The sequence below is a fragment of the Candidatus Scalindua japonica genome, assembly GCF_002443295.1.
In the GTDB taxonomy this organism is placed as follows: domain Bacteria; phylum Planctomycetota; class Brocadiia; order Brocadiales; family Scalinduaceae; genus Scalindua; species Scalindua japonica.
The window spans coordinates 147,886-163,288 of the sequence record NZ_BAOS01000003.1 but is presented as its reverse complement, the minus strand read 5'-3'; the positions used below and the strand labels follow the sequence as shown (position 1 = coordinate 163,288).

The window sequence follows — 15,403 nt, the reverse complement described above, 5'->3', positions numbered from 1 at the left end:
AAATTTTTTTTATTCCATTTCAGTTTCTAATATTTCGTCTTTTCCATCATAAGTACTAAAAGAGCCACGAGACCTTATATCATTACCCAGGAATTTTTCTCCAAAATATGATTTTCTTGCAAGTGGATCATTAAGTAGTTTTTGCGTAGTCCCACTGGTTATTATCGACCCGGTACTCAAAATATAAGAGTGGTCTGTAATACTTAGCGCTTCCCTCACATTATGGTCTGTTAATAATATACCAATGCCCTTTTCCTTAAGGCTCAAAACAATATCCTGGATTTCAGCAACAGCTATTGGATCTATAAATGAGAACGGTTCATCGAGAAGGATAAGTGAGGGTGAAGTTGATATAGCTCTTGCAATTTCGAGACGTCTTCTTTCCCCACCCGAAAGAGTGAATGCCATTTTTTTTGACAAATGAGTTAACCCCAATTCACCTAAAGCCTGATTCAGCTTTTTCATTCGTTCTCTATAATTAACTTTTAGCGTTTCCAGAACCGCTAATATATTTTCTTCAACAGTTAAACGCTGAAAAACAGATGGTTGTTGAGAAAGATATCCCATGCCCAACCTTGCACGCATGTATATCGGCATGTCAGTAACATCAGCGCCACGAAAGTAGACTTTACCATGATCCGGTTTTATCATACCAATAACCATCGCAAATGCCGTACTTTTCCCGGCACCATTTTGTCCCAGTAGTCCTGCTATTTCACCGGAATGAACCTCAAAACTGATATGGTCTACAGCAGTTTTCCTTCCATATGCTTTAGTTATTTCAACGGCCTGGACTAATTTCATCTTATACTTTTATATAGCTACTTGATAATCTTAATAGTACTTAGAGGCCAGAATACCATAAATGCCCTGCCAACCATACTGCTCTCAGGAACAAATTTCCAATACCTGCTATCATTACTGTTTCTACTATTATCTCCCATAAAGAAGTACTCCTTTTTACCTATCTCCACCGGATTGAATATTCCCCACTTCCCGGTTTCTGAATAGTAGACATCACGAGAAATTGCAATATTATTAAAGACTGCTTCCGTATGAATTCCTCCAAAGCTCAATCTGCTGAATTTTGTATGACCATCCAGTGATGATAATTCAGTATCGTATGTATGTGAAAAAACAACTGTATCGTTCAGTTTCAGGACAATTTCATTATCTGCACTTGAAAATTTAATTCTAGATACATTCCCAGGTTCTAGAAAAACGGTAGCGTTGCTATCAACAATCGAGCCTGAAATTTTTAAATAAGACTCCTTTTTCTCTCCCTGTGAACGAATAAAAACCTCATACGTTTTGTCATCCTCTTCCAGTAATATCAAAACTCCTCCATTTTTTCCAGTAGCAGCAACGTTGAATGACAACATTATATCTGCAGATACACCATCAGTAATTTCACTGTTATAAACACTATAATCTACAATGTCTCTTGTAAATGTTATATATGACTTTTGATCAATCCCTTCAGGTATTTTTAAATGTAATTGCTCTTTACTGATATCCCAATACTCATCCTTCGTTTCCCAATTTTTCACAATTTCCTGTTTTGCCGGATAATTGCTACTAAAAACCGGTACCCAAAGCGCATTCTGAACTTTTTCCGGTTTTCTCGCTATCTTATCATCAATATAAATATCCCCATTTATAACCTGTAGTTTCTCATCCGGTAAACCAATCAAACGTTTTATGTAATTTTTTCGGATAACATGCACATTTGTAGAGCCACACTGCGCACACAAAATAGTATTTGATGCATTACATGACTTACACGTTTCCGTGTGATATTGGTTAATACCAAATGAACGTTTAAAATATTCATTAACCTTGCTCTTAATGAAATTTTCTTTCTTCAAATTAGTACACTTTTCGCACATCATTGAGTGGTTTGAAGAAAAACCGCATGACATGCATGTAACATCAGCAAAAGGATATTTAAAAACGGCAACATCCCACCTCCTGGGGCTACCGAAATCATATGAAAACTTGTTTACAAGTATTCTGCTTCCTCCCCTTCTTCCGTTATCTGAAATACGTATTTTATAAAAACAATTTGAACATTTTACATAATTTATATTTTGATTACTTTTAAATTTCCAATTACAGTTAGGACATTTAACATCTTTATGTACACCCAATAATGTTGGGGCCATTGAACCTGTAGGGATTTTAAATGCTTCCACTATAAAAATCCTTAATATAAAAGCCAGAGCTACTGCTATGAGGATTGATTCAATGTTTTCACGAAAGAACCCTTTTTGCTTTTTTTTCTTATTTTTATCGTTCTTCAGTTCTTGTTTACTCATATTAGATTAATAAATATATAACCAGTTAATATAAAATATTTTTCTCAAACTTCCAGCTTCATCAACCTGCTAGCTTTTATCATCCGTCGAGAGTACAGATAAGAATGCGCTTTGCGGAATTTCTACATTTCCTACATTTTTCATTCTCTTTTTCCCTTCCTTCTGCTTCTCAAGGAGTTTTCGTTTTCTGGTAATATCACCACCGTAACATTTTGCAGTGACATTCTTAGACATTGCACGTATCGTTTCTCTTGCGATCACCCGGCTCCCGATAGCTGCTTGAATAGGAATTTCAAACATATGACGTGATATATCCTTCTTTAAATTCTTAACCAGACTTCTCCCCTTATAATCAGCCTTCTTTCTGTGCACGATACATGAAAGAGCATCCACTTTCTGTCCACCAACCAGTATATCCAGCTTTACAAGATCGTCAGGCACGTAACCTATAAGGTCATAGTCCAGAGTACCAAATCCCCTTGTTAATGATTTCAGTTTATCATAAAAATCAAAAATTATTTCTCCCAATGGCATTGTATACGTAAGTACCGCCCGCTTTTCACCCATATATTCTGTGCTCTTGTACGTAGCCCTTTTTTCATCTACCAGCTGCATGATAGCACCGATATACTCTGATGGAAGTATAATTCTTGCCTCAACTACCGGTTCTCGAAACTCTTTAATGGTTCCAACAGGAGGCAATTTTTCCGGATTATCAATATGTACTATCTTATTATCATGCGTTAATATTTCGTATGTCACAGTTGGGGCCGTTTGTACCAAACCGACATTGCTCTCTCTTTCTAATCGTTCCTGTACGATTTCCATATGCAAAAGACCGAGAAATCCACATCTAAACCCGAATCCAAGAGCTTGAGACGTTTCCGGTTCAAAAGTAAACGAAGAATCGTTAAGCCACAATCTTTCAATCGCTGCTCTTAATGGCATAAAATCAGTGTTTGCAGTAGGGTATAATCCACAAAAAACCATGGGCAGCGGTTTGCGGTAACCGGGAAGGGCCTCTGCAGTCTTTTTCTCTTTCAATGTTATGGTATCACCAACATGTACATCATGAATAGACTTGATACTGGCAACACAATATCCGACACTTCCGGCGCTTAATTCATTTACTGAAGTCATTTCTGGCCTGAATACACCCAATTCGGTAATGAGAAATGATCTATTGGTTTTCATCATTAAAATGTTATCACCGACCTTGATAGTACCGTCAAAGATCCTGAAATATACTATTACACCACGATAGTCATCATAAACAGAATCAAATATCAAGGCCCGCAAAGGCATGCTTGAATCACCTTCCGGAGAAGGCATACGTGTTATTATTGCATCAAAAACCCCTTCTATTCCAAGACCGGTTTTGGCACTCACGGCAATGATATCTTCGTCCGTTTCACCAAGGATACTTACAATTTCATCACTTACTTCCTCCGGTCTGGCAGATTTTATATCTATTTTGCTGAGAACAGGTATGATTTCAAGGTTTTTCTCCATCGCCATATACATGTTAGTTATTGTTTGTGCTTCAATCCCCTGTGCAGCATCAACCAGAAGCAATACTCCCTCACAGGCGCTGAGGCTACGTGACACCTCATAACTGAAATCGACATGCCCAGGTGTGTCTATCAGATTTAAAGAGTATATCTCTCCATTTTTTTCATAATCGAGAGAAACCGCACTTGCTTTTATGGTAATACCACGTTCTCTTTCCAAATCCATGTTATCCAGTAACTGGTCACGAAACTTTCTCGGATTAATTGCCTTTGCTGTTTTAAGCAGGCAATCTGCCAGCGTAGACTTCCCATGATCAATGTGAGCTATTATACAAAAATTACGAATATTATTTATTTTCAAAAAAACCCTCTATTATTATAACTAACGATTATTTAACCATGTATTATGGACACAAGAACTCTTAATCCCGATTATTTCCGTCTTTCTCACAGGGAATAAAAACCTGTGAGAAAGACAAATACGGTTTAATGAGCAAATGCCCTTACATGCGGGACCATTGCCTTTATCTCTTCCTCTGACAACATATCACCAAAAGGAAGGTAATTTGTATTGTCAGGATTTCCATTTGTAATTGAGTTCACAAACTCATCGTCAGTACGTGAAGACTGCCACTCTTTATCTGTAAAATCTTTAGTCCCAAACCCTTTACCAGCATCGGTACCCTTACCATCGTCACCATGACATAATGCACACTTCTCAGCATATATCTCTTCCGTGTCAATGTCATCAGCAAATGCATTTGCTAAACTTAAGCAAAAAATTGAACCTAAAACTAACAATGATACTACTATCTTACTTCTCAATGTAATGCTCCTTTCTTTAATAAAAAAAACAATTTTTTAATTTATTGCTTACTCAACATCGGTACATTCTTTAATGTACAGAATTAACAACAAATTTTTTTAGACCTTCTTTAAAAAGCCCCAGGGCCAAGGCTCTATGGCTAATCCGATTTTTAACATCAGGACTTAATTCTGCCATCGTTTGGTTATATTCAGATAAATAGAATACAGGATCATATCCGAAACCATATTCACCGCGAAGTTCTGTATTAATAAAGCCTTCACAGCTTGCCTCTACTACAAAATGTAATTTTTCCGGACCTGCCAGAGCAATTGCACATTTAAATCTCGCTGTTCTCTTCTCAACAGGAATGCCATCCAGTTCCTCAAGCAGCTTTGCGCATTTCTCTTCATAACAGGTATCCTCGCCACAATAACGTGATGAAAGAACACCCGGACGTTTATTCAGCGCATCAACTTCAAGACCTGAATCATCCGCCATAACCGATAATTTACAAAACTTTGCGAGTTGTAATGCTTTTTTAGCCGCATTCTCTTCAAAGGTAACACCGTCTTCAATGACATCAGGAACGTTATTAAAATCTTCCAGATCCAAAAGTGGCAATGACATTCCACTCAATATTTTCCTGATCTCCTCTTTCTTGTTTTTATTCTTAGTCCCAATTACGATACCGCTCGTTTTTATCATACAATCTGTTACCAGCAAAATGTCGCGGAACGGCTTTCGCTTTCCATTACAGACTTAGCCAGGGCAATGGAAACCTGAAGGTTTCCGCTACGTCTTATCTAATGCTTCCTTTTGTATCAGAGTTAATTCGCTTATCCCTTTTTTTGCCTGACCTATCATTTGCGCAAGCTCTTCTTCTGAGAATGTCTGTTTCTCTGCTGTACCCTGCAGCTCTATATATTTTCCTTCACCAGTCAAGACGACATTCATATCAACATCTGCCGAAACATCCTCTTCATAACACAGGTCCAGTAATGGCACACTATCCACTACGCCCACACTCACTGCCGCCACACTCCCTGATAAAGGTTCTCCTGTTATTCCAACGTTATCTTTCAACCAGTTAATAGCATCTACTAAAGCAACATACGCACCGGTAATTGAAGCGACCCTCGTGCCTCCATCTGCCTGAATGACGTCACAATCGATCCATATAGTCCTTTCTCCAATTGCCGAAAGATTAACTACCGCACGCATAGAACGCCCTATCAATCTTTGAATTTCATGAGTACGGCCACCTACCTTACCTCTGGATGATTCCCTTGATACTCTTTTAGGTGTGGAGCCTGGCAGCAAAGAATATTCTGCGGTAACCCAACCCTGGCCGGAATTCTTTTTGTGCGGTGGCACATTATCATCGACGGAAGCAGTACATATCACCTTAGTATTTCCAACTTGTATAAGAACTGACCCTTGTGAAAATTTTGTATAATTTCTCTCAATTAGTACCGGGCGCATCTCGTCCGGTTTTCTCCCGTCTTTTCGCATTATTTTATTTGTACCTCTAACTAAATTTACCCGTTAATAAGACATTTCAGCAGCGCCTTCTGAACATGTAACCTGTTTTCTGCCTGATCGTATACTATAGAATGCTCTCCATCAATAACATCATCCGTAATCTCCTCACCACGATGAGCAGGCAGACAGTGCATGACAAAGACGTCTCTCTTCGCATGTGAGATTAATTCACTGTTGACCTGAAAACCATTAAAATCATGCCGTCTGGTTTCTGCCTCCGCCTCTTCTCCCATGCTGATCCATGTATCCGTATAAATTACATCAGCACCTTCCACTGCTTCTCTGGGATCTCTGACTTGTTTAATGTATGAATCCTTTCCCGGAACAATCTTCTCAAGCTCATTCAAAAATGCTAAGGATAATTCATAGTTTTGAGGAGAGGCAACCGTAAACGATACTTTAAGTTTCGCGCATAAAAAGGCTAATGACCTGGCAACATTATTTCCATCACCAACATATGCTAATTTAACACTGTCAAGGTTACCTGTTTTTTCTTTTATAGTGTATAAATCCGTTAGTGCCTGACACGGGTGAGTATAGTCAGACAGAGCGTTAATTACAGGTACAGAAGAACTATCCGCAAGCTCCGTAACCGTCTCGTGATCATAAGTTCTGATAGCAATACAATCAATAAAACGGGATAAAACCTTTGAAACATCCTTTATAGATTCACGCTCACCAAGGTTTATATCATCCTTTGTCAGATAAATTGCATGCCCCCCCATCTGAGTCATCGCGACCTCAAATGAAACCCTTGTTCTCATGGAACTTTTCTCAAAAATCATTCCAAGGGTTTTACCGGAAAGGCACAGGTCGGTATCACCTCTTTTACAAGCCTCCTTCATTTCTGCCGTTAATGCAAACAGCTCATCAATATCTTCACGCTCTAAGCCCGCAACTGAAACCATATTTTTACACTGCATATAAATTAGCCCCTTTCAGACACTAATTTTACACCCGTCTGCCGTACAGACAGGAATTTATACTAGTTATTATTACTAATTGACCGTTTTCAATATGTCCTTCAAAATAAACAGGCCCTGATCGATATATTCCTTTGTAATATTTAGCTGCGGCATGATTCTTATCACTGTATCATGCGTACAATTCAGCAGCAGCCCCTTTTCCATACACCTCTTTACTACTTCTGCAGCAGGGATTTTGAGCTCAACACCTATCATCAAGCCGATGCCTCTCACCTCTTTAATAACGTCAAGCTCCTTTGAAATGTTTCTTATTTGTTCAAAAGAATAATTACCCATCTTTGTCGCATTATCCAACAATCCTTCCGATTCAATAACTTCAAATACAGCGGCTGATGCTGCGCAGGCAAGAGGATTGCCTCCAAATGTTGAAGCATGACTTCCCGGCACCAGGCTCCCCGCAATCTCTTTACTTGTCTCCATAGCACCCACGGCAGTGCCATTTCCAAGAGATTTAGCAAGCGTCATAATATCAGGTGTTATGTCGTAATGCTGATAGGCAAAATACTTTCCTGTTCTTCCCATTCCACATTGAACCTCATCAAGAATCAAGAGTATATCGTTGTCATCACAAATCTTTCTCAACCCCTTCATGTATTCTTTATCTGCCACATTAATCCCGCCCTCTCCCTGGATCGGTTCAAGCATAATACCACATGTTTTATCATCTATAGCATCTTCAATTTCTTTCAGGTTATTAAATGATACATACGCAAAGCCCTCGATAAGTGGAGCAAAGCCGTTATGGTACTTTGGTTGAGCGGTTGCCGTTACGGTTGCAAGGGTCCTCCCGTGAAACGAGTCTTTCATCGTGATAATTTTATATTTACCTTTTTTTGAGCTATGAATTCTTGCTAATTTTATAGCTGCCTCATTTGCTTCCGCTCCACTGTTACAAAAAAAACATTGTCCTTGAAAAGAGTTTCCAGAAATATATTTTGCAAGACGCCCCTGGGGTTCAGAATAGAAAATATTAGGAACATGCACCAACGTTGCTGCCTGTTCCTGCATTGCCTTCGTTACTACAGGATGACAATGCCCCAAGGAACTTACTGCCCATCCGGAAAAGAGGTCCAGGTATCGCTTACCGTCAGTATCCCAAAGATGCACCCCATCACCCCTTGCGATTACAAAAGGATGTCGAGAGTAATTTGGAATTACGTAATTATCATAGTTTGCCAGTATTTCACTTTTATTCATAATTTAGATTCCTTTATGTAGATCTCCTTCGATGAGAGGAAATAGAAAAATGGAATGCCTTAATAATTGTACACTCTTTCTGAAGTGGGTGAATATCAAAAAAGACCAACTCTTAAAAATACCCGAAAATACACTACCATAAATTTTCACATGGTAATGCATTTGTGTATGTTAAACAATAATCTGCGTTCCAACACCTTTGTCAGTAAAAATTTCAAGTAATAGTGAATGGGGTATATGGCCGTCAATAATGTGTGCTTTACTCACGCCATCCCTCATGGCAGAAATACAGGCATTAGCTTTCGGGAGCATTCCACCACTTATTACTCCACTCTTTATCAATTCATTCACTTCATCTTCATGTAATGTAGACGTGAACGACTCCGGATTTGACGGGTCAGTTGAAATCCCATGAGTATTGGAAATAAAAACCAGTTTTTCAGCCTTTAAAGAACCGGCTACAAATGATGCCACAATATCCGCATTTACATTATAATCTTCCCCATTAGCACCTTTGGCAATTGGAGGCACTATTGGTATTTGATCGCCTTCACATAATTCAATAAAGCTCTCACATTCTATCTCTGTAAGTTCGCCAACATAACCAAGATTTTCAGTCTCTGACTTATCATCATTATAGACAAACTTTCTGGCTTTGATCGGGCTTTTATTTTCTTTCCATACACATACACCTTTTGCTCCCATTTCATCTATATGATTTATTATTAATTTACCTATCTGATTGGTAAGCACATCAATAGCAATTTCCAATGTCTCTTTATCAGTAACACGGTATCCATTTATAAAAAGAGGTTTTTTACCTCTTTTTATCATTTCACTACTTATGAATGGACCGCCGCCGTGTACTATTATCGGTTTCATGCCTATAGACTTCATAAAAACCATATCCTGAAGGACACTTTGAAACGTATCCTTGTTTACCATTGCACTACCGCCAAATTTTACAACTACAATCTTATCTTTAAAAGACTGTATATAAGGTAGTGCCTCTATCAGGACTCTGGATTTGCGAATTGCTTCTTCCATCGAAGTACCTTTCGTGTCTCTAATCGTAGATGTTTTGAAGCCAAAATCAGAGGACAAATCATCCTCATACAAAAGGCTATGGGTTTCACCGTTAATTACTTTATTTTCTGCTACAGCCCGATACATATTTCCCTTAATAGCTTAATTTACAACAAATTACAACAATCTCAAAAAAATATCCAAACTTCGAATTATAACTTTTAGTACATCTCTGTCAAGACTAAATCGGCAATTTCATTCTATGGCAATGGCATATGGCTATTGCCAGCGCATCCGTCGCGTCATACCTGGCAGGCAACTCGGTTAAAGACAAAAGGAGTTTCACCATTTTACCTACCTGCACCTTCTGGGCATTACCTGTACCAACAACCGCCCTCTTCACCTCAGTAGGAGCATACTCAAACAAAGGAATGCCCGCTGCTGCTGCGCACAAAATTGCAACACCCCTGGCTTCACCGATTTTAATAGCAGCTTTAACACTTTTTCCATAAAACGCACTCTCCAATGCAATATGTTCCGGTTTGTAATCCTCAATGGCTTTACTTAGTCCATCGAACATTATTTTAAGCCTGTCTGGAAAAGTGTCCTTTCGTCTTCCCTCAATAGTACCATAGTCCACCGAAGTTAACTTTCCTCTCATATCATCAACAATCCCAAAACCGGTCACCAAGGTACCCGGATCTATCCCTAATACACGCATTTATCCTGAAATCCTGAAATCTTTTAGACCAGTTCTGGCAGCGCCATTCCAAAAACGCCAGACCATAAGAGCAATAAGCAGTAATGCAGACACCCACTGGAAAACACCAATGACGGAATGGCTGCCCAGGCTGATAGTTGGTACAATGTCTACCCCTGAAAGGGCTAATATATAGTCGAAAACATAACCGGATATCAGAGCCCCTGTTACAATGCATACAAGATAAATCCGAACGAATTTACCCCCAAATTGTCTGGTCAGCATAATAACTGTAGCCGCATTAGTCGCAGGACCTGCTAAAAGAAAAACCATGGCAGCTCCAGGGCTTATACCTTTTACTATAAGAGCAGCTGCAATAGGAGTGCTGGCAGACGCGCACATGTACAGAGGAACACTTGCCGCCAGCATAACCAACATTGGTATTATACCTTTTCCCAGACCATATATAGCAAGGTTATCTGGAAAAGCTACTATAATCAAACCTGCCAGCAAAAGCCCAACTAACAGTGAAAAAACAATCTCATCCGCCATCTCTTTAAATGCATAACTCCATATCCGTTTAATAAAATATGATATTCCCACATCATTCAATTCATTATCAATCTGGCAATTATCATTGCAGCCTGTATCCTTTCCAGCATCTTCTTGTTTTCCCCTATCATTCTCGTCATTATCCCTGAGCAGGCAAATTGCAAAAATACCTGCCAGTAAGGCGGAAAAGAGGCTTGCGATTGGCCGGGCAATTGCCATAAAAGGACCTAATAACCCCCATGTTATCAGAATTGAATCACTCCCTGATTCAGGGGTGGTTATCAGAAACGACATTGTTGATGGTTTACTGGCCCCTTTACGGTTCAACTCTACGGCGATAGGAACAACACCACAACTGCAAATCGGAAGTGGAATGCCCAGAGCCGCTGATGTAATGACACTTATAAATCCTTTACCACCCATGAGACGCTGAATCAATCGTCTTGGAATTAAAACATGAAGTATCCCCGCAATCAGCAAGCCTATTAACATCAATGGCGCCAGGAGTAAGAAAATATCCCAAATACCGTACAAAAACAATTTAATTAGCTCCATTTTTTTCGTAACCTCAATCGATAGTTACCAATGCCTGGTCAAAATAGGATTGCCTGTTCGCTGAAGCGTGTTGATTCTATTAACAGCCTTGCAAGCATAGTCAGCAATGTTACCTGAAATCTGCCGACACACCAACCGGTTTCGACAATTACACGTATTACATCAAAATTAATTCGTGTTCATCCGTGAAATCAGGGTCTAAAGGAAATATTTCCCTATCCACATCAGTGACACACCTAATGCCAGGCTATACAAATTATAAAATTTTCTGGGATGATGCTGGTGGACGAATGGCAGAAGATCGCTGCTGGCAATATATAAAAAAGTCCCTGAAGATATCCCAATCGCCCAGGCAAGAACACTCTCATGCAGGCTTTTGAAAATAAAGAAAGATATGAAAGCGCCTATGGGCGTAGTCAATGAAAAAATTAACACCAGTTTGATAATCTTTGCTTTTTTGTACCCACTATGCATAAGAATACCGGTAAGAGACAGGGCAGAAGGAAATTTGTGAACGACAATTGCCAGAAATATTATTATGCCAATATCTTTCACCAGAAATCCGGCTCCCATTGACATACCCTCTATTAAACTATGAAATGATATACCTAAAAATGCTGAGAGCCCTATTGTATGAACATCACATACATCCTCTTCACAGGAATGCACCATTACAAATTTTTCAAGAATATAAATAACAAAAAAACCGATCAAAATAGGTATTCCGACACTACTGCCGAGAGGTTCTGTTATTTCCGGCAGCATATAAAAAAAACAACTTCCAAACAAAACACCCACACCAAAACTTACTATCAGCCTGATATTGTTTTTGGACCATCCCCTTATTAAAGGAAACATGCCTCCAATAGCAGATATAACGAATATAAGCAGAAGATAGCCTGAAAATGTAATCATATAAATATAAATACACATTTCCTGTTAAAAGTCAATACTATAAGAACATTCAAAAAATATACCTTCAACAAACACCTTCTTTCTGGTATATTCTTAAATCCTTAGCATCTCCATTAAAATTGTATCCAAAAAAATGACTACGCCGAATCTAACTACTGACTTGTGCGGGATAAAAATGTCAAACCCGACTATACTTCCATCAGGGTTTCTCGGTACCTCCAAGTCTCTGTTAAACCGGGTTGCGGAGAATGGAGTTGGCGCCGCTACCATTAAATCGGTCAGTTTTGAAGCCAGGGAGGGTCATAAAAATCCGACTGTAATCCCATTTGAAGCAGGTATGTTAAATGCTGTTGGATACTCTAACCCCGGTGCGGAAGAGACAGCCAGGGAATTTTCAAACTTGCAAGAAGTGTCAATACCTGTAGTTGCCAGTATTATCGGCACTGAACCGGACGATTTTGTACGCGTTGTGGACACACTGTCGGAAACCCGATTCTCTGCCATAGAACTCCCGCTTTCATGCCCTCATACACCGGGATTTGGATTACTGGCCGGACAGGGAACACCCGAAAGTACAGGAAAGATTGTTTCTGCTGTCAGGAAAGTCAGCAGGCTGCCTATATTTGTTAAGTTATCTCCTAACATACCTGAAATAGGAAGCTTAGCTAAGGCGGCTGAAAATGCCGGAGCCGATGCCATAACAGCCGTTAATACACTTGGGCCGGGCATGATAATAAACATAGAGGCACGAAAACCGATACTCTCATTTAAAGTAGGAGGCGTCTCAGGGCCAGCCCTGAGACCTGTTGCAATGCGATGCGTATATGACATATATGAATCAGTTAAAATCCCTATAATCGGCACTGGAGGGGTTTCTACAGGCCGCCATGCCATAGAGATGATCATGGCCGGTGCTACAGCAGTTGGCGTTGGTACCGGGATTTACGAAAGAGGCATAGATATTTTTAAGAAAATATGCCGGGAGATGGAAATGTGGATGTCTGAAAACAACTATAATACAATACACGAAATGATTGGAATAGCCCATGAGTGAAATTGCTTCTTTTGATCAGCCGGTAATGATGAAGATCGATAAGATCATCGATGAGTCTGACGGAACAAAATCATTTATGTTCAAGCACAAGATTGATTATACCCCGGGACAGTTTATTATGGTCTGGTTGCCGGGCATTGACGAGAAACCATTTGCAGTATCATATCTGGGAGATGACTTCTTCGGAATTACCGTGCTTGAAAGAGGCAAATATACAAAACTACTTCACAAAATGGGAGCAGGGGAACAACTTGGTATAAGAGGGCCATTTGGTCATGGATACAGTTTTCCGGATGTAATTGCGGACGGAAAGGGAAGTGCCTGCGTAATAGGCGGTGGCTGTGGAATGGCGTCTGTAACGATATTAATTGAAAAGCTCCAGGCTAATAATCCCACAATTCTCATGGGGGCAGCGACCAGTACCTCATTGTTTTTCAAAAACCGCTATAAGGACATAATACTTTTTACAGACGATGGAAGTGAAGGTATTAAAGGATACCCGACAGACATCCTGGAGGAGCTTCACAACAAACACAAATACGATATTGTCTATACATGCGGCCCTGAAATTATGATGTTCAAGGTGTACGAATTCTGCAAAAAACGTGATATACAATGCGAAGCATCGTTGGAACGATATATGAAGTGCGGTATAGGAATCTGCGGACAATGTGTTTGTAGTAGACAAATGGTGTGTAAGGATGGACCTGTATTTAATCTACAGACTCTCAGCAATATGCATGATTTTGGAAAGTTCTCACTTCTTAAAAGCGGCAGGAAAGTCCAGCTACAAGAATATGCGGAGTGGAGAAGCTGCTAAGTTAGCACACATTCCTCCTCTGCATGGAGCGGTGTGAAGCTTTCCCGTGACTTTTTATATATTTTAAAAAAAGGTTTGTACTTCTTCAGGTGCCAAATTGCACAAGCTTTGCATGGATAGTCCGCCGTCAAAGCATACAGTAACCTGGTCAAATATGGACAGCGAAGCATAATCGTTCCCTGATCTGAATTTTTAATATTCTTTAACCATTGCAAGTAACCATCAGGTAGAGACGATGGCGATGTTTCACCCCTTGTGTGACTGTCCAAGAGTGCCAGAGAATGGTGTATAAACATAATTTCAAACAGAGAGTGAACACTATAACCGGTTGGAGAATAAATGGGAAGCTAAGAAGAGAAAGCGGGATATAAAAACACCTACATCCATCAGTTTATGACGAATGTAGGTGTATGTATTATGAATCAACATAGGTAATTAATTACCTGATATTTATCCTACTATTTTCTTCTTACGCCTACGTCTTACTTCTGCACCTGCCAGTCCAACTAAGCCAATACCCAGTAGGGCCACGGTTGTTGGTTCTGGTACAACCGATGGTGGTTGCACTACAATTTCCTCTACTTTTATGTCAATAAATGCAGTAGTAAAGGAAGTTGCGCTATTTCCGCCGGAACGAAGTATATTTAGATCCCAAGCTGCACCACCTGACGCAATTGCAAGATCAACATAGTCAGCCTCTGTGGTTCCAAAACCGCCTATTGTTAATGTCCCTGACGATAACAAATGGGAAGTATAACCACCGGAACCATCTGCTTTATAGCCATGCGTTGAGGTTATTCCGATTAGAGCATCACCATCAAAAGTGAATGTTGAGTTTACAACAGCATTTAACAATGTATTGGTACTTGTAAGTGATGATAAGACACCAGCATATGACAATGCACCATTCTGAGTATCTCGATCTTCATCTGTCACCAAAATCATATTTCTTGCCGCACTACCTCTATATGAGTAGTTGTTTTGTGCGTAGTCTATGCCGTTCCACCCATCTTCAAAGCCACCACTTGTAGCAAGTCCACCTGTTGCAGTGGAATACTGTGCTGCTGTTCCCCAATCACCAGCTCCAACTACGTGCTTATGTGGAACATCGCTAGCAACATGACCGCCAAAACCGGTCAGACCATATTGATTACCCGTCACTCCAGCAGCTATAAGGGCAGTATCGAGTGTTGTCATCATAGTACCAAGCCAGGCATGTTCTCCTGACATTGAGCCTGATTCATCCACAACACTCATAACATCTGCTGTTGTTGCAGCTGATGCGTTTTGTGCAGGAACACAAACACAAACCACAGCCATTATCACAGCAATAAGGGCAAACTTTTCCAACCTACTAATTGTCTTCATATTAATTCCTCCTCTCACGAAAAAATAAAAACACACCTCAATTAGCTATAT

General features: G+C 39.8%; 15 protein-coding genes. 2 read left to right on the top strand and 13 right to left on the bottom strand.

Translation table 11 applies throughout. From position 1 onward, the window contains the following. Positions 1 to 9: 9 nt before the first annotated feature. The 12 genes from lptB to SCALIN_RS02085 all read right to left on the bottom strand — a co-directional run bounded on the left by lptB (position 10) and on the right by SCALIN_RS02085 (position 12,110). Complete coding sequence (lptB, locus tag SCALIN_RS02140; RefSeq protein ID WP_096892616.1) at positions 10 to 804, bottom strand: LPS export ABC transporter ATP-binding protein; 795 nt, start codon at positions 802 to 804, stop codon at positions 10 to 12. A gap of 17 nt (positions 805 to 821) precedes the next feature. Continuing rightward, positions 822 to 2,318, bottom strand: coding sequence for a S26 family signal peptidase (locus tag SCALIN_RS02135; RefSeq protein ID WP_096892615.1), 1,497 nt, complete (start codon positions 2,316 to 2,318; stop codon positions 822 to 824). Between the two features lie 69 nt (positions 2,319 to 2,387). Continuing rightward, entirely contained in the window at positions 2,388 to 4,190 is a 1,803-nt protein-coding gene (lepA, locus tag SCALIN_RS02130; RefSeq protein WP_096892614.1) for a translation elongation factor 4, read from the bottom strand. 125 nt (positions 4,191 to 4,315) lie between these two features. Beyond that, complete coding sequence (locus SCALIN_RS02125; protein WP_162532109.1) at positions 4,316 to 4,654, bottom strand: c-type cytochrome; 339 nt, start codon at positions 4,652 to 4,654, stop codon at positions 4,316 to 4,318. Positions 4,655 to 4,724: 70 nt separating this feature from the next. Next, entirely contained in the window at positions 4,725 to 5,342 is a 618-nt protein-coding gene (locus tag SCALIN_RS02120; RefSeq protein WP_096892612.1) for an XTP/dITP diphosphatase, read from the bottom strand. Between the two features lie 87 nt (positions 5,343 to 5,429). Then, positions 5,430 to 6,152, bottom strand: coding sequence for a ribonuclease PH (gene rph / locus SCALIN_RS02115; RefSeq protein ID WP_096892611.1), 723 nt, complete (start codon positions 6,150 to 6,152; stop codon positions 5,430 to 5,432). A 23-nt stretch (positions 6,153 to 6,175) separates the two neighbouring features. Further along, positions 6,176 to 7,102, bottom strand: a complete 927-nt coding sequence (gene argF / locus SCALIN_RS02110; RefSeq protein WP_096892610.1) for an ornithine carbamoyltransferase — start codon at positions 7,100 to 7,102, stop codon at positions 6,176 to 6,178. A gap of 75 nt (positions 7,103 to 7,177) precedes the next feature. Further along, the gene (locus SCALIN_RS02105; RefSeq protein WP_096892609.1) at positions 7,178 to 8,362 is read right to left on the bottom strand and encodes an aspartate aminotransferase family protein; all 1,185 of its coding nucleotides are present in this window, start codon (positions 8,360 to 8,362) and stop codon (positions 7,178 to 7,180) included. 171 nt (positions 8,363 to 8,533) lie between these two features. Next, a complete protein-coding gene (gene argB / locus SCALIN_RS02100) occupies positions 8,534 to 9,535 on the bottom strand; it encodes an acetylglutamate kinase (RefSeq protein WP_096892608.1) in 1,002 nt (333 codons plus the stop codon). A gap of 94 nt (positions 9,536 to 9,629) precedes the next feature. Further along, positions 9,630 to 10,109: a crossover junction endodeoxyribonuclease RuvC gene (gene ruvC / locus SCALIN_RS02095; protein ID WP_096892607.1), complete on the bottom strand. Its 480-nt coding sequence runs from the start codon at positions 10,107 to 10,109 to the stop codon at positions 9,630 to 9,632. Next, a complete protein-coding gene (locus SCALIN_RS02090; protein ID WP_096892606.1) occupies positions 10,110 to 11,195 on the bottom strand; it encodes an SO_0444 family Cu/Zn efflux transporter in 1,086 nt (361 codons plus the stop codon). A gap of 198 nt (positions 11,196 to 11,393) precedes the next feature. Beyond that, a complete protein-coding gene (locus SCALIN_RS02085; RefSeq protein WP_162532108.1) occupies positions 11,394 to 12,110 on the bottom strand; it encodes a ZIP family metal transporter in 717 nt (238 codons plus the stop codon). Between the two features lie 133 nt (positions 12,111 to 12,243). Between SCALIN_RS02085 and SCALIN_RS02080 the strand changes: the two genes are divergently transcribed. Together SCALIN_RS02080 and SCALIN_RS02075 are read left to right on the top strand one after the other, a co-directional pair. Then, positions 12,244 to 13,164 carry a dihydroorotate dehydrogenase gene (locus SCALIN_RS02080; protein WP_096892604.1) on the top strand — a complete coding sequence of 307 codons (921 nt, stop codon included), beginning with the start codon at positions 12,244 to 12,246 and terminating at the stop codon, positions 13,162 to 13,164. After that, the gene (locus SCALIN_RS02075; RefSeq protein WP_096892603.1) at positions 13,157 to 13,984 is read left to right on the top strand and encodes a dihydroorotate dehydrogenase electron transfer subunit; all 828 of its coding nucleotides are present in this window, start codon (positions 13,157 to 13,159) and stop codon (positions 13,982 to 13,984) included. The genes SCALIN_RS02080 and SCALIN_RS02075 overlap by 8 nt, the downstream gene beginning before the upstream one ends. 450 nt (positions 13,985 to 14,434) lie before the next feature. Here the strand turns inward: SCALIN_RS02075 and SCALIN_RS02065 are convergent, their stop codons facing one another. Beyond that, positions 14,435 to 15,352, bottom strand: coding sequence for a PEP-CTERM sorting domain-containing protein (locus SCALIN_RS02065; RefSeq protein WP_203415302.1), 918 nt, complete (start codon positions 15,350 to 15,352; stop codon positions 14,435 to 14,437). Positions 15,353 to 15,403: the final 51 nt, after the last annotated feature.